This window comes from Streptomyces sp. NPDC059787 (genome assembly GCF_042732315.1).
Classification (GTDB): Bacteria; Actinomycetota; Actinomycetes; order Streptomycetales; family Streptomycetaceae; genus Streptomyces; species Streptomyces atrovirens.
Genome location: NZ_JBHWHX010000029.1, coordinates 72,536 through 98,282 on the forward strand (window position 1 = coordinate 72,536; position 25,747 = coordinate 98,282).

Consider the following 25,747-nt stretch of genomic DNA (forward strand, 5'->3'; position numbering starts at 1 on the left):
TCACCTCTCCTTCTGCAGTACGGACAACGCGGCGATGAGTTCGGCCTGGGGCTCCGCGTGCACCTCGAGCGCGTCGAGCGGTGCGAGCCGGCGTTCGCGTTCGGCGTGCATGACACGGTCCACGTACGCGACGAGCAGCCGTCCGCCCCGGTCGCGCAGCCGCAGCGCGCCGTGCGCGCCGATCCGCTCGGCGAGCCCCTCCCCGGCGGTCCGGGCCCGGCGGCCGCCCAGCAGTGCCGTGGCGACCAGCGCGGCGACCGTCTCGGGGTCGGGCGCGGCGCTTCGGTCCAGCTCCCGCACCTCGTCCTCGGCGTACTCCTCGAGCTCGCGCCGCCAGCGCCGTACGGCCAGTCCGATGCGGTGCTCGGCGCTCTCGGGCGCGGCGCCGCGGCCGGCGAGCTCGGGGGCGTCCGCCGCGGGCTCGCGCCGCCAGGCGTCGTCGACGCGCTCGTCGGCGGCGGCCACGGCGCACAGCAGCAGCGCGCTCAGGCTCTCCACCAGGGTGTCGAGGAGTTCGCCCGGGGTGCAGTCCAGGGGGAAGGCGCGCCACCGTCTGAGCGCGTCGCCGGCGAGGACGGCTCCAGCCTGCAGCCGGCCCCGCACGCGCGCGTGCTCGCTGTCGTACGCCCCGTCGACGGCGGCGGTGAGCCGCAGCGCGGCCGCGTACTGCGCGGCGGCGGCACCGGCGAGTTCGGGCATGCGGGTGTCGAGGGAGCCGAGGACGCCGTACGCGGTGCGGGCCGTCACGTGCTGCCGGGCGGCGGGATCCAGCGTCTGGTGGACCAGCCAGGTCCGCAGCGAGGCCACGGCGGTGGCGGGCAGCAGCCCGCCGCCCCAGGCCGACTCGGGCAGCTCGGGCACGGTGAAGCGCGGTACGTGGCCGAGTCCGGCCTTGGTGAGCAGGGCGCCGTACTGCCGTGACACCTCGGAGACGACCTGGTGGGGTACGCGGTCCAGGACGGTCACCAGGGTGACGTCGTACTCCTTGGCGGTGCGCAGCATGTGCCAGGGCACGGCGTCGGCGTAACGGGCGGCGGTGGTGACCATGACCCAGATGTCCGCGGCGCTGATGAGTTCGGCGGCGAGGACCCGGTTGTCGGAGACGAGGCTGTCGATGTCGGGCGCGTCCAGGAGGGCGAGGCCGGGCGGCAGGGTGTCGGCGGTCTCGACGTGCAGCACCCGCGCGGGGTCCTCGCCGGGCAGGAGCAGGTCGTCCGTGGGGTCTTGGTGGTGGGGCACCCACACGCGCGTGAGGTCGGGCAGCACCCGCATCCCGCTGAACCAGTGGTGGTCCTCCGGATGGCAGACGAGCACCGGCGTCCGGGTCGTGGGCCGCAGTACGCCCGCCTCGCTGACCCGGCGGCCCACCAGGGAGTTCACCAGGGTGGACTTCCCGGCTCCGGTGGATCCCCCGACGACGGCCAGCAGGGGCGCTTCGGGGTCTCTCAGCCGGGGCACCAGGTAGTCGTCGAGCTGCGCGAGCAGTTCGTCGCGGTTGGCACGCGCGCGTGCGGCCCCCGCCAGGGGCAGCGGGAAGCGTGCGGCGGCGACACGGTCGCGCAGGGCGGAGAGTGCGTCGAGCAGCTGGGGCCGTACGTCCAAGGTCACCACATGCGAAGAATGCCCAATTTTGGGGGAATTCTGAAGCATATGAGTATGCCTGCGCGCCGACAGGACACAAGGGACGGAAGGGACGACCGCGACGTGCGCACGCCCCAGGCATAACGAGTGCACAACACCCGGTGGCGCGAGAGACCAAAAGCGGTGCACGATTCGTACCTGCCTGCGATTATCAGGACCGCTTCACCGAACCTCCACATCGAGCCACGGAGGCGAGGCAACAGGGACAAGGATGCGGGAGCCCTATCCTTGTCTCCGGCGACGTCACGGACAGGCCCGAACCCGGGCACCACGACGACAGGCCACCACACCGGCCCCCGTAGCTCAGTGGATAGAGCAGGCGCCTTCTAAGCGCTTGGCCGCAGGTTCGAGTCCTGCCGGGGGCGCCATTCTCCACCCTCCCCCTCGGGAGGGCTTTTCGCCGGCCAGAGCTGGTGTCAGCCACCACAACGAAGCCCCGGACGCCCTCTTGGCGATCAAGGGCGGGTTCCGGGGCAGTCCGGCTGTCACCGGGGTTTCGCAGGTGGCCGTGTCGCATCCGTGTCGAGGTTCCCGGCCGGAGGACCATCCGGCACCGGGCGCCTCCGGCAGGTCCCCCGCGGCTTCGAGCCGCCGCTTCGGGGCCGGCACCTGCCCGTCGACGCACCGGGCGCATGCGGCGAGCAGCACAGCCGCGCCGTTCCCGGCCCACTCCGCCACTCGGGCGAGCGGGATCCCGTCGTTGAGCCACTTGGTCAGACGCGTGTGCCGGTTGTCGTACACGCGCCGTCCGGTCTGCGACTCGAAGACGTGCGGAGGCCGTGGAGGACAGAGTCTTCGAGGTCGAGGCCGAGGTCGGACGAACGAGGACCGATGATCTCTCCACAGTGCAGCCCTATTGCGACGGCCGGCACAAAGGCCGCGTTTCACCACCCGCACCGGCCACCAGGTCGAGCCTCAAAACGTCCACCACCCTTTCACCCGCGTCGCCGAGTCCGCCAGCCTTCGCGTGATCCAGTCGTCATACTGTCGGCTCCGCTGCGCCGTGAGTCCAAGACAGGCCAGCAGTGGTCAACGCTTGAGGTAACTGAGCTCCAGTCGAACCATGTTGTCGTACGGATCGTTGCTCCGGATCGTGATCAGCACCCAGCGGCCTTCGCTACTGAGCACGCAAAGCCCACCCTTGTCGAGTATGTCGCTGACGTGGACAAACGCATCAGCCCTGTCGTGAGCCACACAGTTGGGAATTTCACTTTCATCGAGAAGGCCGAATTCGACCACCGCAGTTCCGGCACCGCCGTCCGATGATTCAAACTGAAATGATTGTCCGGCCAGGGTGACGTAGAACTCGCTGCGATGCGGATCTGCCTCGGCCGCCGTTCCGGGCTTGTCGAGATCCACATACTCCTCAGGCCGGACATCGAATTCCCTGGTCGAGGAAACCGACAGGACTTCGGGCGGCTGCGGGTCGGGCGGGCGCAATTCGAGGGTGGGGGACGGGGAGGGCCGCTTATTCGTGGGTGATGTTTGCTCGGATGGGGGGATTCGAGTAGGCAGCTCACTGCTGCTCGACGTGTCGGTAGGGCTCAGTGTATTGCTTGGCACAGTGGGTGCTGGAGCCGCGCTGACACCGTCCTGCTTACCCTTCGGGGTGTTTTCACCTCTCTCGTCGTCCGGCCAGATGCTGAACGCGGCTGCTGCAACCACTGCCACAGCCACGGCCACAGCGCCTAAGAAGAAGGCGTTCTTGCGCCTTGGCTGTGATGGAAAAACAGGTGGCAGCGGTCGGGTTACCTCGGCTTCGCCGACTGGCTTGAGTTTGCGGAGCACGGCCAGGACAGCAGAAGCGGCGTTGTGAGCCGCCTGGAGCTGGGAGCCTTCGGCATCCCGTACTTGCTTCTGCGCATCAGCCTTATCGCTGATGCCCCGGATGATCAGGCTGTCCAGGGCGCCGGTGAGATGGGCGGCCTGGGAGACACCAGCGCCCTCCATCTCGATGGCGACAGCGTCGTTGTAGTGCTCGTTGAGATGGCGTGCGATTGCTGAGGCGGCGTCAGCGAGGACGAAGTCACCGACCGCGATCGGTTTGAAGTGGACCTGATAATTGGCATCTCGCAGGGCATGGCGGGCAGCCTGTTCCAGTCGGTATGCGGCATGCCATGCGTCAGGGCGTACGAGAAATCCTTCAGGGGTCTGCTTGCCGCCCTGTACGCCGTAGATCTTCGTGGCCACCACGACATCACCGATGTTGACGTCTTCCTTCAGACCGCCCGCAACACCCACGAAGAAAAGGGCCTGGGGAGCAATCCAGGTATGTATGCGCTCGGTGAGGGTGGCGGCTGTGAGGTTGCCCTCGCCGATCTCGGCAAGCGCAACGTGCCAGGAGGAACCGGCGAGCCGACCGCGTTCGATGCGTGTACCACTGGGCCGGTGAACGAGTGTCTCGATGTGGGAGAGTCCAGCTCGCACAGCGTTATATTCCACGGACAATGCCGTCAGGATGACCGCGGTCGGGGGTGTCGTGTCCACCACTAACTTGCCTCGCCCGTTCTCTCGCCCCAGGTACAGAAGTTCACGTTAGGCCCAACAACCCTGGTTACACCGCCCGTTTGACAGACCTGGCCCCGGTGGTCTCAGCAGCGGCGATCCATGCGGCAGCCTCTACCGGGCGACCGCGTGTATTGAAGGTCGACAAGACAAGAGTCCGGCCCGTGGACTGCTCGTGGACTCGTCCGGGCCCGGTTTGCCGCGCCACTGCCCTGACCTGCTGCTCTTTCCAGCTCTCAACGGGCCTCCGGAGCCGTGCCCGGTACAGCAACTTTGACGACTGGCACCGACCGCCTGTGGTTCCGGCGAATCTGACCACTGCGTCAGACCTCGGCAACCTTGATGCCAGTAGTTCCTGTCGAGGCGCACGCTCGGCAGCAAATTAGCTCAGACCGGGCTCTAGAGCCGCCCCGTCTGCCAGATCGGGTCGTCCGGTGCGGGGCGTCCATCGAGGCGCTGAAGGGGTTCTCCGGTGAGCGAGAGATGCCGACGAGCGACTGCTATGAAGTGTCCCTGTGCGACAACGACTCTCCCTCTGAGCTCCATCCAGTTCTCCTCGGGAGTCAGACCCCGCCGAACAGCAATGTGAAACCGCCAGATCTGCTCGTCAATGGCGTGCGCGGCTGCTGCAATATCCCTGCCGGCGACGAGATTGACGCTGCCGAGGGCCTCGCCCCAGGGGCGCCAGTCGACTGTCGTCGGGGCCAGCACGCCTTGAGGAATGTCGTCAGGCCGGTTGCGGTCCATGTCGCTGAGGTCCACAAGCACTGAGGATGATTCCCGCAGTACGCGGACGCACGCTGCCGCCTGCTGTTCCCTGATCCAGTGGCGGTCCTGAGTTCTTCTACTGACGATGCTCCCGACGAACACGCCAACCAGTGTGGTCAGTACGGCCCCGGCCGGAGCCGCCAGTAAGGCCATCAATGACGTCATATCAGTCATTCTGGCGACGATGCGGTGGCTTGAGTAGGGGCTCGTCCCAGCTCGCCGCGGTCGGCCAGTGGGCAGTGACGGATCCAGTGCCAAAGCCGTCCAGGACCCCGGAGACCGCGGCCCACTCGTTGACCACCTCCACCGACCTCGGCCCCAGCGGCCGAATCCGCGGCGCCGCTGACTCCTCCCTGAACATGCCCCGCACCAAACCCGTGCCAGACAGTGCGGGGAACCACAGGGAACAGCGGCCGCCCATCCCCACGCCCTCAGGTCATGAGTCCGCTCCTCAACAGGTCGGCAAGCCCATCGGCCCCGTAGAACCCAAGCTTCCTGAGCTTGAAGTGCCCGGTACACCGACGAACCCGTGAGGTTCCCGCATGGTGACTGCAACTGTTCGTGAGTGGCACGACGAGGAGGGGCGGGGCGTGCTCGACTCGCCGGAGACACCCGGCGGTTGCTGGGTCCACTACTCCGACATTCAGACGGAAGGCTTCCGCACGTTGTCGCCGGGACAACGGGTGGACCTCCAGTGGGAAGCCCCTGGCTTCAAGCAGGACGGGTACGACTACCGAGCGGTGGACATCCTGCCTCGGCCGGCCTGACATCGACGACGGTGGACGGCAGCCTCCTCCAGGCGAGTGAAAAGCCCGACGGCCGACAGTCGACGAGTTGGGAGCCGTACGACCTCACCGGCGGCACGCTCGTCGTCCTCCCCGAGGGAGGGCCGCACGCCGGGGCGGGCGTCGTGAACCGCATGGCCGCGATCGGCGTCACCGTCAGCCACGCAGTGGAGCAGCCGGAGCCTCGGCAGGCGACCGCCGAGGAGGCGCCACTCCTGGGCATCCAGAAGTCCGCGCTCGTCACGCACATCCGCCGGACGTACTACAGCGACCAGGGGTGGCCCGTGGAGACGGCGGACATCGTGGTGCCCGTCGCGCACTGCGAGATCGTCTACGAGATCCCGATCAACCGTTAGCCGCTACTCGCAGGGCGGTTGATATGCACCGGGCGAGGTTCAAAAGGCGTGCGTCCCGTCGACGACAAATGGCCGCCGGCGAGGCGCTACTACGACGAGACCACCGGCCCTCAAGCCACGGGCGATGGAGTCACTCGTCAAGTTGAGCGGCCAGGAACACCGCTGCCACCGAGGGGCGGACCGCGTACGTTGCGCCCGCACTTCCCTCAGGGGCCTCCCACCAGTAGAACGGATACCGCCGCCCACTATTGCCGTGCCCCTTGCTCGTCCCGGACAGAACACCTGCCACGCGTCGCGCCGGATCACTCCCATTGGGCCCACCCAGGACCTTGTCCACCAGCTCTGTGCAGTGGATCCCCCGGCCGGGGTTGCGTAGCAGGTACTCGAACACCTGCCGGGCCTGCGGGGCGAGCTCGGCCAGGAACACCGCGGCGCGTTCCAAGTCCTCGGGACCCCATTCCGGAGCTTCGTAGTGCCCCTCTTCCCCGGAATGCTCAGCCCACCGCGGATCAGCCTCAGCCAGGTACGTCGTCATGTCCACCCCCACGTCTCGCCTTTGAGAGGCTTCATTCTGCCCCGTTCCAAGCCCACCCTGGGGCTGCTCCGTACCTGCCCGGCCCAACCTCCGGCACCGCAGACCATCAGCCAGTGTGCGTAACGTTCGTGCCGTACGGGCCGCCAGTGCAGTGCATGTCGAATCCGTGTCGAAGCTCCACCGACACACCGCTCAGTCGAGGAAGAGCCGCAGGTCATCAGGAGGGTGGGACGCAACCCGCAAGGCGCCTTCCAAGCGCTTGGCCGCAGGTTCGAGTCCTGCCGGGGGCGCCAACACTCTCCGACCGGCGGAAACGCTGGTCTTTTGCGTCTCGGCGGGTCGCGGGCCGTTCCGGAGGCCAAGCGTCTCGCCCCACTCCGGCCCGTGAGCCCTTCGTCGGGATCGCCCACAATGGAGTGATTACGCCGGATCTGCGGGATTCCTGGTAATCATGGAAGGGTTAGCCGCCTTTCGCCCTTTCCGGAGCCGTTCATGCGCACTGCCGTCACCGCCGTCCAGGACTCCGTGGAGGAGCGGGACCTCACCTTCGAGGGTTTCGCGTACACGTGCCGGATCGTCCATCAGGGTGCGCCGCGGACGGCTCCGTTGCTGCTGCTCGGAGGCTCGTCGCAGAACCGGTACTCCTGGCAGGGCCACGAGAGATGGCTGGCCCCGCTGTGCACGATGATCACCGTGGACCTGCCCGGTTACGGCAGCTCGGACTTCCTGCCGGCCCACTACGGCATCGACTTCCTCGCCGACGCCGTCCAGCACATGCTGACGGAGGCCGGCGTACCCGAGGTGAACCTGTTCGGCGGCTGCTTCGGCGAGGTCGTCGGCCTGCGCTTCGCGCAGCGCCATCCGGAGTCCGTCCGGCGCATCGTCTTCGCCGGCGCGGCGATCCGCCTTCCCGACATCTACACCGACGCCGTACCGCGACTGTCGGACTCGCTCGGACGGGGTGACATCGAGAGGGCCGCCGACGGACTGGTACGACTGTTCATGTCAAACCCGGAGGCCGGCAGAGTTCGCAGGCACGCGGCCGTGACGCGCCTCCTCCAGCAGCAGTTCATGACTCAGACGCCGGACGAGATCAGGAAAGCCGTCGAGCACAACACCAGGCTGGTAACGCACGGTTGTTATGAACCCCTGCCGGTCCCCCACGTGCCGACCCTGGTGTTCACCGGGGAGTACGACACCCTGTGCACCCCGCAGATGGGACGTGAACTCGCCGTGACGATGCCGGGGGCCCTGTTCACCACCGTCAGGGAAACGGACCATCTGGTGACGGTCGAGCGCCGTGAGGAGTCCGCGGACCTAATCGCCCGCTTCTGCACCGACCGTCCCGTAGACGGTCTGCCGTACTGCAACGTCGTCGAGTCGCTGTAGAGAACACGCAGAACGCACGTGGAGCACGCAAAGAAGTGGCCGGGAACCGATATCGGTTCCCGGCCATTCCCGGCTGTACGAGTAGCTCCACAACTGGCGCCGCCGCCACACAGAGGGCATCGCGGCTGCTTCGTTGGACGTCAGGGCTGCTGCTTGGACACAGTAACGCTGGTGGTGCAGCTGATCTCGCCCGAACCCGAGCAGGACGGCGCCTGCTTGTTGGTGATCTCGTACTTCCCGTCCTTGTCGGTGAGCACGTAATCGCTCACCTGAACGCAGCGAACGTTGCCGTTACTGTCCTCAACGCACTTAGCAGGCTTACCCTCGGCGAAGGCCTGGCTGGCACCCATACCGGCCAGCACGATGCCCCCCAGGGCTCCCACCGTCACTGCGATCTTCTTTGAAATGAACATCTGCTCTTTTCCTTAACAGGCGCCCCTCCGTGACTGAACGGAGGGGCATTCCCAGCGCCTGAATCGGCATCTAAGCCGAACAGGCCCGGGACTCGAGCACCTGGGCTTGAGTCCCGGGCTTGCCTGGATCAGTTGGTCAGAGACCGTCAGCCGCCGAGACCGAACGCGGTGTTGCACTCCAGGGAACTACCCTGGGACTGGCTCGACCCGACACCGATCACGCTGATGTTGTTGTGGTTGAGAACGTCGCTGACGTTCACAAGGCCACCGAGGCCCGTCTTCTCCTCGTTCGCCTCACACGTGGGGTTCTGCTTGTTGTCGATCTTGACGCCCGGCTGGTCACCGGCGTGGCTGACGCCAGCACCGAGGAAGCCAACGCTGCCGAGCATGGCCACGACGACGGCGGCCTTCTGGAACTTACGCATTACCTCTCCGTTTCTCGTTCATGTCGGCACAGTCCGTTATGGGCTGTTCGCCGACGGTCATGACTATAGGTGACACTTTGTGGCGCTTCACAATCAAAACGCCCAACTGCGTAAGTTTCCTGTGAATTCGCAGGTCAGAGCGGTGTGAGGGGGTATCAGATGGCCGAACGGGGGTCGCGAGCGACGCGTGTCACGCGTAGCGGTATGTGCCGCTGACGTCCTCCAGCTGACCAGGGGTCACGTCCCACGGCGGCAGCCTCTCGTGGCGGGACACGAGCCGGCCGTGCTGCTCGTCGCCGGAGCCCGGTGCGGTCGCGGGGCGGTAGCGGGCCCCGCCGTGTCTGCGCTGCCAGCGGTACCACTGGAGGTCGACGAAGGCGTGGTGCAGCCAGAAGACGGGGTCGTTGACGGAGGCGGCGGAGAGCATGGTCCCGCCGACCCAGCGGTGCACCCGGTTGTGGTTGCGCCACGAGGCGCTGCCCCGGCCGGTGCCCCAGCCCTCCAGCCGGTTGCGGAAGCCCCGCGCGACCGTCGAGTCCCAGGGCGCCACGTCGTAGGCGGACTCCTTCAGCGCCCATTCCAGGTCGCTCTTGCCCGGCAGGGCGATCGGGTCGGCCCGGCGGCCGAGGTCCCGGGTGAGGAACTCCGTCTCGGTCACGTTCACCCGGATCGTCCAGTTCCCTTCCCGGTACGCGAACGGCCCCGTCGTCACCTGGCGGTCGGAACGGCGCCCGTTGCCGCCGAGCAGGTCCGCGGTCCACGGCGCGGAGCGGGCCGTGCGGTCGCGGGTCCAGTCCCAGTACGGCAGGGTCACCGAGGAGTCCACCCGGCGCAGGGCCTCCTCCAGGTCGAGCAGGAACCGGCGGTGCCAGGGCAGGAAGGAGGGCGCCATGTGCGCGGTGCGCAGCCCCCGTTCGCCGTCGGAGGAGTAGTACGTGAGGTGCGTGCGCACGAACTCGTCGTACTCGCCCCGCCGTTTCACCTCGAGCAGCGCGTTCACGAACCGGCGTTTCTCGGTCGCCGTGAGGGTGGCGGCGTCCTTACGCACGTACGCCATGCCGGCCTCCCCCGTGCTCGTGCCGCGGTTCCGTGCCCGCCTCGCGCAGCCGCTCGCCGGGGGCGAGGGCGTCCACGGCGGCGCGGGCGGCGTCGAGTGGTGCGGGGTAGGAGCAGTAGTGGTCGACCATGCTCAGCCAGGTGCCGTCGGCCCGGCGCATCAGGTGCAGGGGGCGGCCGTCCACGGTGACGTGCCAGTGACCGTCCGCGGCCCGCGTCCCCTGGATGCGGCGGCCTCGGTGCGTCCGGTCGAAGGAGGTGCGGTCCGGGGCCCTCCCCGGTGCGCGGAAGGCGGCGAGCAGGGGCGCCAGGGCCGCGGCGAGTACGCCGGTGCGCAGTCCGCGTGCCATGTCCCGCCGTGTTCTGCCCTCCGGTGCGGGCGGCGGCTGCGCGCCTTTCGGGGTTTCGTCGATTCCGATGGTCATCGGTCCCACTCCCTTGTCCATACGGTTGTCCACAGCGGCAAACGGAATCCGGCCCCCAGTGGAAACTGGGGGCCGGATTTCTCGGGGGTGCTTTTCAGGCGTGCAGCCCCAGGTCGCCGTGGACCGGCTTGGCCTCGTTCGCCACGGCCGCCGCTTCCTTCGCCGTCGTGAGCACCGAGGCCCGGTCGGTCTCGAGCACCTGCGCCTCGCTCACCGGCATCACCTCGAAGGGGACCCCGGTGCGCAGACCGGTGTCCAGTCCGGTGGACGCCAGGTCGGTGGACTCCGCGGCCTGCGCGGGCGCGGCGAAACCGGCGGCGATCAGGGTTCCGGCGAGGACGGCGGCAGCCTTCAGGGACTTCATCATGTTCCTTTCTTCGGCAACACGGGAACCGGTCACCGGAGGGGAATTCTGTCGCCGTGCCTAACGATCCCCGGCCGGACCGGAAACCGTGAAGCGGGAGATTGGCAAGTCCTCATATGAGAGTTTTTCGAGGACGGCGGGTTCTACGAGGATGCCGTGGACGGCAGCAGCAGCGAGGTGAGCGCGGGGAACGTGACGCCCGGGAGCAACGGCGTCTGCGCGGGGGCGGCCGGCGCGGGCAGGGTCGACGCCTGGGGCCCGGTGCCGAGCAGGGCGTCGACGAGGTCGTGCACCCGGGCCACCAACTCGCTGTTCAGCGTGGGTTCCTGGGTGGTGCTCCCGTCCGCGTCCGTGGTGGCGTCGGCGTCGGGCCGGAGCAGTTCGAGGAGGCTGTCGAGGGCCTCCCGCAGGGCGGCCAGCTCCTCGCTCGTGAGGTAGTCCCCGGAGACGGTCAGTTGCGTGTCGTCCGTCGTCGTGACCGACTGCGACGGCGACGGTTCGGTCGTGGTGGTCCCGGTGGTGGTGGTCCCGGTCGTGGCCACCGGGTCCTCGTCGGCCGCCTTCGCCAGGGCTTCCTCCACCGCGGCGCCCAGTTTCCTGGCCTCACCGGAGGACACCTGGCCGTCGCCCTTCTCGAGCACGGTCTTCAGCAGGCCGACGACCGGGGTGAGTACGTTCTCGTCCCCGTCGGCGGTCCTGACCTGCGCGAGCAGTGCGGCGGAGGACGCCGCGCGGTCGTGCTCGGCGGCCGTGTCGGCCGCCATGGCGGCCGGGCCGGTGAGGCCGGCAAGAAGGGCGGCGCACAGTGCGCCGAGTGCGATGCGCCGGGCAGGCAGAGCGCGCATGGAGGTTCCTTTCGCAGGCTTCGGATCTTGAAGCCCACCGTGGGAGCGCCCGGGGGCTCCCGCAACCGGAGGTGCGCCATTCGGTCCCCGCCCCGCACCCGTCGCGCGTTCCGCCCGTCGGGTCGCCGGGGAAGCGGCGGGCCGGGTCGGCCAACCCCTTCTCCTTCCCCTGAACAGGCTTCATGATTCCAACACACTTGCCATGTTTCACCGAATTTCGGTGAATTTGTCCGTTTGGTGACTAGAGTTGCGACCCTCCGAAGCACCCTCATGAGCGGCCGCATCGCACCCGTCCACGCTGCCTGCCACCGCCGCCCTGTTCCGAAAGGCTCCGACGGTCATGCGTCAATCCCCGGGTCAGATGCTTCGCCGTGCGGCGGTGGGCGTCTTCTCCCTCGCAGCTATGTGGGCCCCCTGCGGCTCCGCGGCCGCCGCGCCGGTCGCGCCCTCCCCGGAGGCCGACGGCCTCGCCTTCTCCCAGCGGTACCGCGCGGTCCAGCACGGCGGCATCGTGCGGGCCGCCAACGCCTCCGCCACCTGCCGCGCCCAGGTGTCGTCGTGCCGGGACGTGCAGGCCGGCGCGCAGGGGGTGAACGGCGGCTTCGACATGTTCTACGTCGACGTCGACAGCGACCCGAACACGTACAACTCCTCCCGCGCGGAGGTCCGGCTGCCGGCCGGCTCCCGGGTGACGTACGCCCGCCTGTACTGGGGCGGCAACCTGCTGGCCGGCGAGCAGAAGCCGTGGCAGGACAACGGGCGGGTGCTGATCGCCGAGCCCGGCGGGGAGTACAAGGAGCTGCTCGCCGACACGGTGGTGGGGCACCGGGTGGCGGACGGCGCGGACGCCTTCCAGGCCTCGGCGGACGTGACGGCGCTGGTACGGGACAGCGCGCCGGGTCTGTACACGGTGGCGCAGGTCAACGTGGCCATGGGCAGGTCGGCGGCCGGAACCTGGGGCGGCTGGACGCTGGTGGTGGCGTACGAGAACCCGGCGGAACCGCTGCGGCACCTCGCGCTCTGGGACGGCTTCGCCCCGCTGGGCGGCCGTGCGGGGGTCGAGATGCCGCTGCGCGACCTGCCGTTCCCGGCGGGCGCCGGGGGCCGGGCGGGACTGGTGGCCTACAACGGCGACCGCGGCACCGCCGGCGACTCGCTCGTCCTCACCGCCGGCCCCACCCCCACCGCGTTCACCGACCGGGCCAACCCCTTCGACGACGTCCTGAACTCCACCATCGCCGACCCCGGCGGCACTTCCCCCGCGCGGGTACCGGCGTACGCCAACACCCTGGGCTACGACTCCGACGTGTTCGACCTCGAAGGGGGCCTGCCGCACGCCAGTGACCAGGCGGCCTTCCGGCTCACGTCCGAACGGGACGCGGCATGGGCGGGCGTGCTCTTCGCCGCCGTCGACGCCCGGCGGTGAACGCCTCCATGCCGGGCGCGTCCGGGAGCGAGGAAACCGTGCCCGTGGAACCGTCGGCCACCGGCCGCGGGCCGCGGGTCCTGCACCTCACCCAGCCGGTGGACGGCGGAGTGGCGCGTGTCGTGACGGACCTGGTCCGGGCCCAGCTCGCGGACGGCCTGGACGTCACCGCGGTCTGCCCCGACAGCGCGCTCACCGGCCGGCTGCGGTCGCTCGGCGCGCACGTACGGCACTGGGGGGCGACGCGTTCGCCGGGCGTCTCGCTGGCGCGGGAGGTACGGCAGCTGACCCGGCTGATCGACGAGGTGCGCCCCGATCTGGTGCACGCGCACAGCGCGAAGGCCGGGCTCGCCGGGCGGCTCGCGGTGCGCGGGCGCATCCCCACGGTGTTCCAGCCGCACGCCTGGTCGTTCGAGGCGGTGGGCGGCGGCACGGCGGCCCTCGCACTGCGCTGGGAGCGGTGGGCGGCACGCTGGGCCGCGCGGGTGGTGTGCGTGAGCGAGGCGGAACGCGCCACCGGCGTGCACGCCGGGATCACCGGCCGCTGGACCGTCGTACCCAACGGCATCGACCCCGACCGTTTCCGCCCGGCGCCCGCAGGACCCGCACGGGCCGGGCTCGCGCCGCTGGCCGGGCTCGGCGCGCAGGCGCCGCTCGCCGTGTGCGTGGGCCGGCTGTGCCGGCAGAAGGGGCAGGACGTCCTGCTGCGGGCCTGGGACGCCGTGCTGCGCCGGGTGCCCGACGCCCGTCTCGTCCTGGTCGGCGACGGCCCGGACCGGGACCGGCTGCGCGCGGTCGCGCCCGGGTCCGTGCTGTTCGCGGGGGCCGTCGCGGACGCCTCCCCCTGGTACCAGGCCGCCGACCTCGTCGTCCTGCCGTCCCGCTGGGAGGGCATGGCGCTGGCCCCGCTGGAGGCGATGGCCTGCGGGCGGCCCGTGGTCGTCACGGACGTCGACGGCGCCCGCGAGAGCCTGCCGCCGTCCTTCGCCGCCCCGTGCGTGGTGCCGCCGGAGGACCCCCGGGCCCTGGCCGGGGCGGTCGGCGAGCTGCTGCTCGACCCGGCGCTGCGCGCGTCCCTCGGCGACCGGGGACGCCGGCACGTGCTGTCCCTCCACGACGTGCGGCACACCGCGCGGGCGGTCGCCGACGTGTACCACGACCTGCTCGGCACCCGGCCCGCCGCGACGAGGACACGTCCGTGCCGGGCGGACCGGGGCGCCGAGGCCGACCGGACGTCATCGCGCGTCGAGCCCTTCGAGCACAGGGAGTCCATCCACTCGTGACCGCCGAACGCACCGTGGCCTCCCCCGGCGTACCGCCGCGGGACCACGGATTCTTCTCGCCCGTCTCCGTCATGCCGCCGCGCGGCACCGACACCGGCCCCCGGCTGCCCGCCGCGCCGCCCCGGGCGGCCTCACCGCTGCCGCTGCTCGTCGCGGACGGTGCCGCCGTCCTGCCCGCCGCGCTGGTGCTGCCCGGGGCCCAGCGCCATCCGCTGCTGATCGCCCTGCTGATCGCGGTGTCGCTGCTGCTGCGCCCGCGTGCCACCCGGCCGCCGGTGCCGGGGCTGCTGGAGGAACTGCCCGCCGTGTGCGGCCGTGTCGCGGTGGCCTGGCCGGCCGGCGCGGCGCTGTGGGCCGCGTACCGGCCGGAACAGGCGTTGTCCGCCGGCACCGTGCTGACGTGCCTCGCCGTGCAGGCGGCCGCGGCCTGTGCGCTGCGCGCGGCCGTGCACGGGCGGCGGCGGGCCGCGCTGCTGCGCCGCCCGCACGCCGCGCTCGTCGTCGGGCCGGCCGCGACCGCGCAGCGGGTGGCCGCCGCCGTGCTGCGCCATCCGCGCTGCGGGGTGCGGCCGGTGGGGATCGTCGCCGGGCAGCAGGACGGCGTCGAGGGCGTGCCGGTACTGCGCACGGACGAGGAGGTCGAGCGGGCGGTCATCCAGAACGGGGTGCGGGCGGTGCTCGCCGTCCACCCCTCGGTACGGGACGAACAGGGGCCGCTGCTGCGGGCGCTGGCCGCGTCGGGCTGCGCGGTCTGGGAGGTCGACGCCGACCCGGCGCCGTACCCGACGCGGGAGCGGCTGGCCGGATTCCCCTGCCGGCGGCTGGACTTCGCCCCGGCGCGCGGCGGCGGCCTCGGCAAGCGGCTGCTCGACATCCTGGTCTCGGGGACCCTGCTGCTGCTGGTCAGCCCGCTGTTGCTGGTGTGCGCGGTGACGCTGCGGCTGGCCGACGGACCGGGCGTGGTGTTCCGGCAGGAGCGCATCGGCCGGAACGGGGAGCCGTTCACGCTGCTGAAGTTCCGCACCCACCGTCCGGTCGACGAGCGCGAGTCGGCGACCCGGTGGAGCGTGGCGGGCGAGCACGAGATGCGCTGGTTCTGCCGCATGCTGCGGCGCACCTCGCTGGACGAGCTGCTCCAGCTGTGGAACGTGCTGCGGGGCGACATGAGCCTGGTCGGACCGCGTCCCGAACGACCGTATTTCGTGACGCAGTTCAGCCAGACATACCCGGGTTACGCGACCCGGCACCGGATGCGTACCGGCATCACCGGTCTGGCGCAGGTCCACGGGCTGCGCGGCGACACCTCGATCGAGGACCGCTGCCGGTTCGACAACGCCTACATCGACGACTGGTCGCTGTGGCAGGACGTCTGCATCCTGCTGCGCACCGCGGCCACGCTGGTCCGTCCGACGGGGAGCTGACGCCACGTGAGCCACGCCCTCGCCCCGCCGCTGCCGCGCAGGGCCGCCGCCGCGCTGGTGCCGGCCCTGCCGCTGGTGGCGGTGGTCGCCCTGGCGGGCCTGCCACCGACGGGGGACGGCGCGGGGCCCGCCGACATGGTGTCCGCGCTGGTGGTCGGATACTGCGTGATCCTGCTGCTGCGGGAACGGCGGCGCCCGCTGTCGCCCCGCGCGGCCGTGGTGCTGGGACTGCCGGTCGTGGGGCTGGCGCTCGCCGCCATGGGGGCGGCCTCGCCCCAGGCGGCGTTGGGCGGCCTGGGCCGTTATCTGCAGATCTTCGTGCTCGTCCCGGCCGCCGTGCTGGTGCTGCTCCGTGGCCGGGCCGGCTTCCGGGTACTGGCCTGGTCGTTCGTGGGGCTCGCCCTGTGGCAGGGGGCCGTCGGGGTGTACCAGTACGTCACCGGGACCGGTGCCTCGTACCAGGGCGAGCCCGTCCGGGCGGTCGGCACCTTCGGAGCCACGGACGTGATGGGCATGGCGACGGCGGTGTCGCTGGGCGTGGTGTGCGCGGCGGGGATCGCGCTGGGGCGGGCCCCGGCGCGACAGCGGGCGGCCGCCGCCGGGTGCGCCCTGCTGCTGGTGCTGCCGCTGGCGCTGTCCTTCAGCCGGGGCGCGTGGATCGCGACCGCGCTGGCGTGCACGGTGCAGCTGGCGCTGGCGGGGCTGCGGCGCGCGCTGAAGGTGGCGGCGGCCGTGGTCGCCGCGGGCGTCGTGCTGACGGGCGGGTTCGGGGTCGGTACGGCGATGCTGCAGGAGCGGATCGGCAGCATCACGGAGGTCGCCGACACGCCCGACCAGTCCGTCGTCGACCGGTACACCCTGTGGGCGGCGGCGACCGGCATGTGGCGCGAACACCCGTGGACCGGCGTGGGGCTGAAGAACTTCCCCGAGTACCGCGACGGGCACGCCACCCTGGCGCTGTCCTCGGGCAGCGACATCGCGGGCGCGGGCACGGACTACCACAAGCAGGCGCTGCTGTCGCCGCACAGCATGTATCTGCTGGTGCTGAGCGAGCAGGGCCTGATCGGGCTGCTGGCGCTCGCCGGGGGCTGGCTGGCGCTGCTGGTGTGCGCGCTGCGGCGCCTGCTGCGGGCCCGCCGCCGCGGCCCCGGCCTCGACTGCGCGCTCGTCGCCGTCGGCCTGCTGCTCTGGCTGCTCACCGACTTCTTCTACGGCGACATCGGCGGCCCCTCGACCGTCCTGACCGGCATGGCCCTGGGCCTGACGGCCTGGTGGGCACTGTCCAGCGACGACCGGCCGCACACCGCCCGGCGCGATGAGGCATCCGAGCGGGTCGAGGAGGCCGCGACACGATGACAGTCCTGCCGTCCCAGACTCCCGGCTCCGACACCACCGGCCCCGAACCCGGCGGCCTCAAGACCGGCACCCCCGAGCCGAACGGCTCCCGCCCCGGCGGCCCCGCCCCTGACCGGCCTGCGGACCCCGGACTCACCGGCCCCGCGGCCGGCACACGCACGACGACCGACGATCCCGCAGCCGGCCGACCCCGGACCGGGGACCCCGTGCCCGGACGGGCCACGGCAGGCGCCCCCGTGACGGGCGGGCCCCGGCCCACGGACCCCGGACTCACCGGCCCCGCAACCGGCAGCCCAACGCACGGCAGCCCCACGCCCGGCGGTTCCGGGTCCGGTGGATCCGCGCCCGGCGGGCCCACCACCGGCGGTCCCGGGTCCGACGGACCCGTGCCCGGCGCGGTCGAGCCGAGTGAAGCACCGGGCGGCGGGGCCGAGGGTGCGGCCGGTGACGGGAACGAGTCGGGTGGGGTGTCGCGGAGGTTTCTCGCGCGGGCCGCGCTGGGGACGGCGGTGCTGTCCATCGCCGGGTCGTTGCTCGGGCTGGTGCGGGACCAGTCGCTGGCGCGGCTGTTCGGGGCCGGGAGCGACACGGACGCCTTCCTGGTCGCGTGGACCGTGCCGGAGATCGCCGCGACGCTGCTGATCGAGGACGGGCTGGCGATCGCGCTGATCCCGGCGTTCAGCATGGCGCTGGCGCGCCGGGCCCGGGGCGTGCCCGGCGACCCGGTGCGCGAACTGGTCAGGGCCACCCTGCCCCGGCTGTGCCTGGCCTTCGCCGCGGTGACGGCACTGGTCGCCGCCGGGGCCCCGTACCTGGTCCGCGCCCTGGCGCCCGGTCTGCCCGACCCCCGCCTCGCCGTCGACTGCACCCGGCTCACCGCGCTCAGCCTGCTGGCCTTCGGGCTCGCCGGGTACTGCAGCGCCGCCCTGCGGGCGCACCGCCGTTTCTTCGCGCCGGCGGCGATCTACGTCGCCTACAACACCGGCATCGTGGCGACGATGTTCCTGCTGGGCGGGGAGTGGGGGGTGCGCGCGGCGGCCGTCGGGGTCGCGGTAGGCGGCTGTCTGATGGTGACGGTGCAACTGCCGTCGCTGTGGCGGCAGCTGGCGTCCCGCACACCCGCGCCCGCCCCCGCCGCCGGGCCGGCCGCCGAGGAGCGGCCGGTGCGTCTCGCCCTGATCGCCGCCGTGCTGCTGTTCGCGCTGTGCCGTCAGTCGCAGGTCCTCGTCGAACGGTTCCTGGCGTCCTCCCTGCCCGCCGGGTCCATCTCGCACCTCAACTACGCGCAGAAGGTCGCCCAGATCCCGATGACGCTGTCGCTGATGGTGTGCACCGTCACCTTCCCCGTGGTGGCGCGGGCGCTCGCCGACGGCGACACCCGCCGGGCCCGCGCCCGGGTGGAACGGGACCTGGTGCTGGCGTCCTGTGTGGTGCTGGCGGGCATGTGCGCGGTGATCGCCTGCGCCCCGCAGATGATCGAACTGCTCTTCCAGCGGGGCGCGTTCACCGCGGCCGACACCGCCGCGACGGCGAACGTCATGCGCGTGTACGCCCTCGGTCTGCTCGGGCAGACCCTCGTGGGCGCCCTCGTCCGCTGCTACTTCTCCGCGGGCCGCCCCAGCTGGTACCCCCTCGGCGTGATGGCGGCCGGCATCGTCGTCACGTCCCTGACCGGTGCCGCGGCCGTAAGCCGCTGGGGGGTGGCGGGGATCGCCGCCGCCAACGCCATCGGCATCACCGTCACGGCCGTACTGCTGCTGACCGGCCTGCGCGCGGCCCGTCACGGCGACCCGGCCGGCGTCCCGATCGGCGTCTCGATCGGCGTCCGCGAGGTGCTGGGCCGGCTGAGCCGGCCCGTGCTCGCCTCGGTCCTCGCCGTCGCCGCCGGGGTGTTCGCCGCGAGCCGCTTCGAGTCCCCGGTGGCCGCTCTCGCGGCCGGCTGTCCGGCCGTGGCCGCCGTCTTCGTGCCGCTCGCCCTGTCCGTCCCGGTCGCCCGGCGCTCCGTATCCGCATCCGCACTGCGCTCCGTACGCACCGTCACACGAAGGCTCACACATGGCCGCTCCCGTTGATTCCGTCGCCACCGGCAGACCCTCCGCGCCCCGTCCGGGCCCCGTCCCCTGGGTGGCGATGTACCACTCGGTGGGCGACTGCTCGGACGATCCGTACCGCATCACCGTCACCCCCGGGCGGCTCGGACGGCAGCTGGCCTGGCTGCGCCGGCGCGGGCTGCGCGGCGTGTCCGTCGCCGAGCTGCTCGCCGCACGCGCCCGGGGCGAGGGCCGGGGCCTGGTCGGCCTCACCTTCGACGACGGCTACACCGACTTCCTCACCGGCGCCCTGCCGCTGCTGCGCCGCTTCCGCTGCGGCGCCACCCTCTTCGTCCTGCCCGGACGGCTCGGCGGCGACAACGCCTGGGACCCGCTCGGCCCGCGCAAGCCGCTGCTGACCGCGGACGGCATCCGGCGCGCCGCCGCCGAGGGCGTGGAGATCGGCTCGCACGGTCTCACCCACGTCGACCTGACCCGCGCGGACGACGCCACGCTCACCGCCGAGGTCGCCGAGAGCCGGGCCCGGCTGGAGGAGCTGACCGGCGTCCCGGCCGACGGGTTCTGCTACCCGTACGGCACGGTCGACGCACGCGCCGTCGAGGCCGTACGGAAGGCGGGCTACACCTACGCCTGCGCCATCGACCCCGGCCCGCTGACCGGCCCGCACGCCCTGCCGCGGGCGCACGTCGGGCAGAACGACACGGCGTGGCGCCTGCACCTCAAGCTCCGGCTGCACCGGCTGCGCCGGCGCCCGGTGGAGGGCCTGTGATGAGGGCGCTGCACATCATCACCGGGCTCGGTGTCGGCGGTGCCGAGCAGCAGTTGCGGCTGCTGCTGCGTCATCTGCCGGTCGACTGCGACGTGGTGACGCTCACCAACCCCGGCGCGGTCGCCGAGGGGCTCGGCGCCGACGGCGTACGGGTCGTGCACCTGGGCATGGGCGGCAACCGCGACCTGGCCGCGCTCCCCCGCCTGGTCCGGGTGATCCGGGCCGGCGGCTACGACCTCGTGCACACGCACCTGTACCGGGCCTGTGTCTACGGCCGGCTCGCCGCCCGAGTCGCCGGGGTCCGCGCGGTCGTGGCGACCGAACACTCCCTGGGCGACACCCAGATGGAGGGCCGCAGGCTGACGGCCGGGGTGCGCGCGCTGTACCTGGCGAGCGAGCGGCTCGGCTCGGCGACGGTCGCCGTCTCCCCGACGGTGGCCGACCGGCTGAAGCGCTGGGGCGTGCCCGCTCCCCGCATCGAGGTCGTCCCCAACGGCATCGACCTGGACCGTTTCCGCTTCGACCCGCAGCGGCGGGAGCGCACCCGGCGGCGCCTCGGCCTGCCTCAGGGCGCGTTCGTCGTCGGCGGTGTCGGCCGGCTCGCCCGGGGCAAGCGGTTCGACGTCCTGGTCCGGGCGCTGGCCCTGCTGCCGGAGGACCACTGGCTGCTGCTGGTGGGCGGCGGACCCGAGGAGCACGTGCTGCGCCGCACCGCCCGTGAGGCCGGGGTGGCGGGACGGGTGCTGTTCACCGGCGAGCGTCCCGTCGTCCCCGACGGCACCCCCGGCCCCGACCTGCCCTCGCTGACCTCGGCGATGGACCTGTTCGCCTCCCCGTCCGCGGAGGAGGCCTTCGGCCTGGCGGCCGTGGAGGCGCTGGCGTCCGGCCTGCCCGTCCTCTACGCCTCCTGCCCGGCGATCGAGGACCTGCCGTCCGGGACCCGCGCCGGTGCCCGGCGGGTGCGCGGCGGCCCCGCCGCGTACGCCCGCGCGATCGCCGAGGTCCGTACGACGGGTCCCGGACCGCGCACGGCCGGCCGGGCCGCGCACCACTACAGCATCACCCGCAGCACCGCCCGCCTCATGGACGTGTACACGGCGGCCGTCGCCGGTCCGTCACCGTCCGCCGCCGCACCGTGAGCCTCCGCCGTACTTCGCCGTACTTCGCCGTACCTTCGAGGGAGCAAGCCCGTCATGACCGACACTCCGACCCGTCGGCTCCGTCCGTCCCTGGACCGTGTCAGAAAGCTGCCGGCCTGGTCCGCGCTGGTGGCGGGCACGTTCCTCGGCGGTCTGCTCGGCGGCGCGTACGGCGCGCTCACGCCCCCGGCGTACACGGCCACCAGTTACGTCGTCGCCGTACCGACCGGCAGGGCGACCCCGGACGCGGCCCGCGGTTTCGCGCAGGCGTACGGCCGGGTCGCCACCCAGCTCGCGGTGCTCGGCGACGCGCAGGTGTGGGCCGGTGTGCCGGTGCGCACGCTGCGGGACAGCGTCCGCACGGCGACCTCGCCTGACGCGCCGATGGTCGCCGTCACGGCCACCTCCGCGCAGCCCGGGCTGGCCGTCGACATGGCCAACGCGGTCTCGCGCGCGCTGACCCGGCACGCCGAGGACACCAAGGGCAGCACCCAGGTCCGGCTCGTGCAGTTCTCGCGTGCGGTGAAGCCGGGCAAGCCGTCGTCCGCGACGTCGGAGGTGACCGCGCTGGTGGGGGCGAGCGCGGGCGGTCTGCTGGGCGGCCTGGTGCTGCTCGCCCGGCCGAGGCGGACCGCCCGGGACGACGACCCCGCCCCCGCCGCCTCGGTGCCCGGCCCGGCCACCGCCGCCGATGTGCAGCGGTGACGCGGCCGGGGTGGTTCCAGGGCCCGCGACCCCGGCCGGATCCGAACGACACCCCCTAGCGGGCGCGCGACCACCAGTCGAAGCGGAGGCAGAGTCTTCCGCCGAGCCAGTACTCCACCCACTGGCCCAGGTCCAGCGGCGAGCAGTTCTCCGGTGGCAGCGGTGTCTCGGGCGTGGTCGGTGCGGGAGTGGGCCGCGGGGTCTCCGGCGTGGTGTCCGGCTCCTCCTCGTGGGTGCGGCCGAAGAGGACGGACCTGTAGACGCGGGACGAGTCCGGGTTGTCGTCGCACTGCCACACCCCGTGCGGGCAGTAGTCGGTGAGCGTGTTGTAGAGCGGCTTGTGCTGGTCGATCCACGCGAGCATGCGCCGCATGTACTCGGGATTGTCGCCGTTGCGGAAAAGCCCCCATTCGGGATAGGAGATCGGTTTTCCGTGGGCCTTCGCGAAATCCACATGGGCCTGAAGTCCGTACGGCTCCTCCACCTGTTCGTCGAAGGAGTGCCCGGCCGGCTGGTCGTAGGAATCCATGCCGATGATGTCGACCGTGTCGTCCCCCGGGTAGCACCGGGTCCAGGGCACGGCGTCCCGGCCGCGGCTGGGTGTGAAGTCGAACCGGAATTCCTGGCCCGGCACCGCGCGCATGGTCCTCACGATCCGGTTCCAGTACTTCTTCCAGGATTCCGGGTCGGGACCGCAGCGGTGGGTGTAGGTGACGCCGTTCATCTCCCAGCCGAGCACCAGGACCGTGTCCGGCACCTTCAGCTCGACCAGCCGCTCGGCGAGGGCACGGAAGTGGTGGTCGAACTCCCCGGCTGCGCCCCGCCGCAGCAGCTGCCGGACCTCGTGGTCGGAGACGCCCTCCTCGTTGCGCTCCTGCAGGGGGACGTTGAGGACGAGCATCCGGTCGTCCTCGGCGTTGCGCCAGCGCGCCCACGACTCGAGGAAGCCGATGTCCCCCTCGATGTCGCTCCAGTGGTTGCCGGGCAGGTAGGTGTGGCCGACGCGCAGCTCGGCACCGCCCAGCCAGCGGCTGAACTGTTCCATGCGGGCCACGCCGCGGGCGTCGGAGGCGAGGAAGGCACCGAAGGCCGGGACGTCACGCAGCGGCGCCGGCAGCACCGGCGCGGGGACCGACGGGATGTCGACGGCGGGGACCTCCGGGATCGCGGGGATGGTGGGGAAGGGCACGGGCTCGTCCGGGGCCGGCGCCGCCGGACGGGAGTCGTCGGCCGGCGCCGGCTCCGTCGTGGGTACGGCCGCCAGGGCGGCGGCCACGACGACCGCCGCCGCGCCCACGGCCATCGCGCGGGACCGGACCCGCCTGTGCTGTGGGGCCATTGGCTGCTCCTCTTCTCATTCACGTCCGCCTTCTGCCTGAATTACCCGACCTTGACGAACAGTCATATGAATTCAGGCACAAGACATACGCCGGTGCCAATGTCACTGCGGCTTTCGAGTGCCGGGCTCGCCCGTGCGGGTGAGCCGGTACCAGAAGAAAGTGAGTATTCGTGTCGCTGCTCGACACCCGTGTCCCCGCCGTGCTACTGCGGACCGACCGGAATCCCTTTCACCACGGAACACTGGGGGCCGTACGGTCGCTCGGCAGGGCGGGAGTGGAGGTGCATGTCGTCGCCGATTCCACGGGAAGTCCCATTCGCCGTTCGCGCTATGTCCACCACATGCATTCCCCGCCGCCACCACAGGCATCCGCGCAGCAGATCCTCGCCGTGCTGCGCCGGGTGGCCGACCGGGTGGGGCGCCCGGCCGTGCTGGTCCCGCTGGACGACGCCACCGCGATCGCCGCGGGCCGGCTGCGGGACGACCTCGCGCCCTCCTACCTGCTGCCCGAGATGCCGGCCACGCTGGCCGAACGCGTCGCCGACAAGGCGGAACTGGCCGCCGTGTGCGCCGCCGCGGACGTTCCGCACCCGCTCACGCTCGTCCCGGACAGCCCGCGGCAGGCAGCCGACGACGCCCACCGGCTCGGGCTGCCGCTGGTCGCGAAGTGGAGCCGCCCCTGGCTGCTGCCGGCCGGCGGCGGACTGCGCAGCACCCAGTTGGTGCACACCGCGCAGCAGGCCCGGGAACTGCACGCGCGCACCGCGGAGGCGGGCAGCCCACTGCTGCTCCAGGCGTATCTGCCGCCGGGCGAGGACCGGGACTGGTTCTTCCACGGCTACGCCGACCGTACGGGCACCGTGCGCGCCGGCGGTCCGGGCCGCAAGCAGTTGTCCTGGCCGCGCGGCGCGGGACTGACCGCGGTGGGCCACTGGACCCCCAACCCCGAGGTCCGGGCACTGGCCGGACGGATCACCGGCGAACTCGGCTACCGCGGCGTCTTCGACCTCGACTTCCGCCGCTGCGGCACGACCGGCCGCTACCACCTCCTCGACTTCAACCCGCGCCCCGGCGCCCAGTTCCGGCTGTTCGCGGACAGCGCGGGACTGGACGTCGTACGCGCCCTGCACCTGGATCTGACCGGACGGCCGCTGCCGGACGGGGATCCGGTGGCCGGGCGGTCGTTCGTGGTGGAGAACTACGCGCCGTTCGCCGCGCTGCGCACCGCGTCCGGCGGGCGCGAACTGGCCTGGTACGCCAGGGACGACCGTGCCCCCGGATGGGCGATGTGGGCCCTGTGGGCCCGCCATGTGTCCGGCCGGCTGCGGCAGCGGCTGGGCACGGCGGCCTCCGTACCGGCGCCCCGCCCTGTCCCCCGGGCGGTCCCCCTGGCGGCCACTCCCTCCCCGACCTCCCCGACCGACAACGAGAAAGCGAGCAGCTGATGATGTACGACCTTCTGGTGGTGGGCGCGGGTCCGTACGGTCTGTCGATCGCGTCCCACGCCGCGGACGCCGGACTGAACCTGCGCGTGTTCGGCCGGCCCATGGCGTCCTGGCGGGACCACATGCCCGGCGGCATGTTCCTGAAGTCGGAGCCGTGGGCGTCCAACCTCTCCGCCCCGGGCGGACGCTGGAAACTGGACGCGTACTGCGCCGAGCAGGGCCTGACGGCACGTCACGCGCACCCGATCCCGGTGGAGGCGTTCGCCTCGTACGGCCTGTGGTTCGCCCGCAACGCCGTGCCGGAGGTGGACGAGCGCACGATCACCCGGATCTCGTCCGGCGCCGACGGGTTCACGGCGGTCACCGAGGACGGGCAGGCGCTGCACGCGCGGACGGTGGCGCTGGCGATCGGGGTGATGCCGTTCATCGAGGTGCCGCCGGCCCTGCGCGGCCTGCACCCCACGCTGGTGACGCACAGCAGCCACCACAGCGACCTGGGCCACTTCCAGGGCAAGGACGTCACGGTGATCGGCGGCGGCCAGGCGGCCCTGGAGACGGCGGCGCTCCTCGCCGAACAGGGCACGCGCGTACGGGTGCTGGCGCGGGCGGAGCGGCTGCGGTGGAACGATGTGCCGCCGGCCTGGGAGCGCCCGTGGTGGCAGTCGGTCCGCTCGCCGCACAGCGGTCTCGGACCCGGCTGGCGGAACTGGTTCTACTCCGAGCGCCCCGGCCTGTTCCGGCGGCTGCCGCAGACGTCCCGGTCGCGGATCGCGGCCACGGCGCTGGGTCCCGCGGGCGCGTGGTGGGTGCGGGACCGGGTGGAGCGGGCGGTGGACCTGATGCCGGGCCAGGAGGTCACCGCGGCCGCCGCGGTGCCGGGCGGGCTGCGCCTGGACCTGACCGGCCGTGACGGTGCCCGGCGCTCCCTGGAGACCGAGCACGTCATCGCCGCCACCGGGTTCAAGGCGCACCGCGACCGGCTCGGCCTGCTCTCCGCCGAGCTGCGCGGGGCGCTGGCGGCGCTGCCGGACGGTTCCCCGGTGCTCGGCCACGGCTTCGAGTCGTCGCATCCGGGGCTGTTCATGGCGGGCCTGGTGACCGCGTCCGGCTTCGGCCCGGCGATGCGCTTCGTGCACGGCGCGACGTTCACGGCGCCGACGCTGGTCCAGGGGGTGCGCCGGCGGCTGAGGTCGACGCCGGTGCGCGGGACGGTTCCCCTGCCGGGCGGCGGCAGCCGCAGCGGGGCGCCGTCGCCGGTGAACGGCTGACAGGCATCGACGACGCGTCCCCCGGACCGGTCTCGGTC

23 protein-coding genes, 1 tRNA gene and 1 pseudogene are annotated in these 25,747 nt (G+C 71.9%); 14 read left to right on the plus strand and 11 right to left on the minus strand.

Features of this window, described 5'->3' with window-relative positions; genetic code table 11:
* Positions 1-1,611 carry a dynamin family protein gene (locus ACFV5H_RS25290; RefSeq protein ID WP_385047943.1) on the minus strand — a complete coding sequence of 537 codons (1,611 nt, stop codon included), beginning with the start codon at positions 1,609-1,611 and terminating at the stop codon, positions 1-3.
* A 322-nt stretch (positions 1,612-1,933) separates the two neighbouring features.
* On the opposite strand from ACFV5H_RS25290, the gene ACFV5H_RS25295 reads away from it, so the two are divergent.
* Positions 1,934-2,009: transfer RNA gene (locus ACFV5H_RS25295), tRNA-Arg, on the plus strand.
* A 661-nt stretch (positions 2,010-2,670) separates the two neighbouring features.
* Here ACFV5H_RS25295 and ACFV5H_RS25300 read toward each other — a convergent pair.
* Positions 2,671-4,128, minus strand: coding sequence for a hypothetical protein (locus tag ACFV5H_RS25300; RefSeq protein WP_385197393.1), 1,458 nt, complete (start codon positions 4,126-4,128; stop codon positions 2,671-2,673).
* A gap of 417 nt (positions 4,129-4,545) precedes the next feature.
* Entirely contained in the window at positions 4,546-5,088 is a 543-nt protein-coding gene (locus ACFV5H_RS25305; RefSeq protein ID WP_385047938.1) for a hypothetical protein, read from the minus strand.
* Positions 5,089-5,456: 368 nt separating this feature from the next.
* Here ACFV5H_RS25305 and ACFV5H_RS25310 point away from each other — a divergent pair, with 368 nt between their 5' ends.
* Together ACFV5H_RS25310 and ACFV5H_RS25315 are read left to right on the plus strand one after the other, a co-directional pair.
* Positions 5,457-5,681, plus strand: a complete 225-nt coding sequence (locus ACFV5H_RS25310) for a cold-shock protein (RefSeq protein WP_385197395.1) — start codon at positions 5,457-5,459, stop codon at positions 5,679-5,681.
* A 47-nt stretch (positions 5,682-5,728) separates the two neighbouring features.
* Positions 5,729-6,055 (plus strand): annotated as a pseudogene (locus ACFV5H_RS25315) (UTRA domain-containing protein); the annotation flags it as partial.
* 130 nt (positions 6,056-6,185) lie between these two features.
* On the opposite strand, the gene ACFV5H_RS25320 reads toward ACFV5H_RS25315, so the two are convergent.
* Positions 6,186-6,590 (minus strand): DUF6416 domain-containing protein, encoded by a 405-nt coding sequence (locus ACFV5H_RS25320; protein ID WP_385047932.1) that lies wholly within the window; start codon positions 6,588-6,590, stop codon positions 6,186-6,188.
* A 492-nt stretch (positions 6,591-7,082) separates the two neighbouring features.
* On the opposite strand from ACFV5H_RS25320, the gene ACFV5H_RS25325 reads away from it, so the two are divergent.
* The gene (locus tag ACFV5H_RS25325; protein WP_385197396.1) at positions 7,083-7,979 is read left to right on the plus strand and encodes an alpha/beta fold hydrolase; all 897 of its coding nucleotides are present in this window, start codon (positions 7,083-7,085) and stop codon (positions 7,977-7,979) included.
* A 140-nt stretch (positions 7,980-8,119) separates the two neighbouring features.
* Here ACFV5H_RS25325 and ACFV5H_RS25330 read toward each other — a convergent pair whose 3' ends face one another.
* From ACFV5H_RS25330 to ACFV5H_RS25355, 6 genes are all read right to left on the minus strand, one after another.
* A complete protein-coding gene (locus tag ACFV5H_RS25330) occupies positions 8,120-8,392 on the minus strand; it encodes a hypothetical protein (protein WP_385197398.1) in 273 nt (90 codons plus the stop codon).
* Between the two features lie 146 nt (positions 8,393-8,538).
* Complete coding sequence (locus ACFV5H_RS25335) at positions 8,539-8,817, minus strand: hypothetical protein (protein ID WP_385197400.1); 279 nt, start codon at positions 8,815-8,817, stop codon at positions 8,539-8,541.
* Between the two features lie 190 nt (positions 8,818-9,007).
* Positions 9,008-9,874 carry a tyrosinase family protein gene (locus ACFV5H_RS25340; protein WP_385197402.1) on the minus strand — a complete coding sequence of 289 codons (867 nt, stop codon included), beginning with the start codon at positions 9,872-9,874 and terminating at the stop codon, positions 9,008-9,010.
* Positions 9,858-10,298, minus strand: coding sequence for a tyrosinase family oxidase copper chaperone (locus ACFV5H_RS25345; RefSeq protein WP_385197404.1), 441 nt, complete (start codon positions 10,296-10,298; stop codon positions 9,858-9,860). Before ACFV5H_RS25345 ends, ACFV5H_RS25340 begins: the two co-directional genes overlap by 17 nt.
* A gap of 94 nt (positions 10,299-10,392) precedes the next feature.
* The gene (locus tag ACFV5H_RS25350) at positions 10,393-10,665 is read right to left on the minus strand and encodes a hypothetical protein (protein WP_385047916.1); all 273 of its coding nucleotides are present in this window, start codon (positions 10,663-10,665) and stop codon (positions 10,393-10,395) included.
* 140 nt (positions 10,666-10,805) lie between these two features.
* Positions 10,806-11,507 (minus strand): hypothetical protein, encoded by a 702-nt coding sequence (locus tag ACFV5H_RS25355; protein ID WP_385197405.1) that lies wholly within the window; start codon positions 11,505-11,507, stop codon positions 10,806-10,808.
* Positions 11,508-11,847: 340 nt separating this feature from the next.
* On the opposite strand from ACFV5H_RS25355, the gene ACFV5H_RS25360 reads away from it, so the two are divergent.
* The 8 genes from ACFV5H_RS25360 (at position 11,848) to ACFV5H_RS25395 (ending at position 21,657) form a co-directional block, all read left to right on the plus strand.
* Complete coding sequence (locus ACFV5H_RS25360; RefSeq protein ID WP_385047910.1) at positions 11,848-12,933, plus strand: DUF3344 domain-containing protein; 1,086 nt, start codon at positions 11,848-11,850, stop codon at positions 12,931-12,933.
* Positions 12,934-12,977: 44 nt separating this feature from the next.
* Positions 12,978-14,216, plus strand: a complete 1,239-nt coding sequence (locus ACFV5H_RS25365; RefSeq protein WP_385197414.1) for a glycosyltransferase family 4 protein — start codon at positions 12,978-12,980, stop codon at positions 14,214-14,216.
* A complete protein-coding gene (locus tag ACFV5H_RS25370) occupies positions 14,213-15,637 on the plus strand; it encodes an exopolysaccharide biosynthesis polyprenyl glycosylphosphotransferase (RefSeq protein WP_385197406.1) in 1,425 nt (474 codons plus the stop codon). Before ACFV5H_RS25365 ends, ACFV5H_RS25370 begins: the two co-directional genes overlap by 4 nt.
* 6 nt (positions 15,638-15,643) lie before the next feature.
* Complete coding sequence (locus ACFV5H_RS25375; RefSeq protein ID WP_385047902.1) at positions 15,644-16,993, plus strand: O-antigen ligase family protein; 1,350 nt, start codon at positions 15,644-15,646, stop codon at positions 16,991-16,993.
* 467 nt (positions 16,994-17,460) lie between these two features.
* A complete protein-coding gene (gene murJ, locus ACFV5H_RS25380; RefSeq protein ID WP_385197408.1) occupies positions 17,461-19,065 on the plus strand; it encodes a murein biosynthesis integral membrane protein MurJ in 1,605 nt (534 codons plus the stop codon).
* Complete coding sequence (locus ACFV5H_RS25385) at positions 19,049-19,813, plus strand: polysaccharide deacetylase family protein (protein WP_385047896.1); 765 nt, start codon at positions 19,049-19,051, stop codon at positions 19,811-19,813. The genes murJ and ACFV5H_RS25385 overlap by 17 nt, the downstream gene beginning before the upstream one ends.
* Positions 19,813-20,952 (plus strand): glycosyltransferase, encoded by a 1,140-nt coding sequence (locus ACFV5H_RS25390; RefSeq protein WP_385197410.1) that lies wholly within the window; start codon positions 19,813-19,815, stop codon positions 20,950-20,952. The genes ACFV5H_RS25385 and ACFV5H_RS25390 overlap by 1 nt, the downstream gene beginning before the upstream one ends.
* A gap of 54 nt (positions 20,953-21,006) precedes the next feature.
* On the plus strand, positions 21,007-21,657 hold the full coding sequence (locus ACFV5H_RS25395; protein WP_385047894.1) for a lipopolysaccharide biosynthesis protein: 651 nt from the start codon (positions 21,007-21,009) through the stop codon (positions 21,655-21,657).
* A 55-nt stretch (positions 21,658-21,712) separates the two neighbouring features.
* On the opposite strand, the gene ACFV5H_RS25400 is transcribed toward ACFV5H_RS25395, so the two are convergent.
* A complete protein-coding gene (locus tag ACFV5H_RS25400) occupies positions 21,713-22,996 on the minus strand; it encodes a glycosyl hydrolase (protein WP_385197411.1) in 1,284 nt (427 codons plus the stop codon).
* A 170-nt stretch (positions 22,997-23,166) separates the two neighbouring features.
* Here ACFV5H_RS25400 and ACFV5H_RS25405 point away from each other — a divergent pair, with 170 nt between their 5' ends.
* Together ACFV5H_RS25405 and ACFV5H_RS25410 are read left to right on the plus strand one after the other, a co-directional pair.
* Positions 23,167-24,441: an ATP-grasp domain-containing protein gene (locus ACFV5H_RS25405; protein ID WP_385197413.1), complete on the plus strand. Its 1,275-nt coding sequence runs from the start codon at positions 23,167-23,169 to the stop codon at positions 24,439-24,441.
* Between the two features lie 2 nt (positions 24,442-24,443).
* Positions 24,444-25,709, plus strand: coding sequence for an NAD(P)-binding domain-containing protein (locus tag ACFV5H_RS25410; protein WP_385048081.1), 1,266 nt, complete (start codon positions 24,444-24,446; stop codon positions 25,707-25,709).
* The last annotated feature ends 38 nt before the right edge of the window (positions 25,710-25,747 follow it).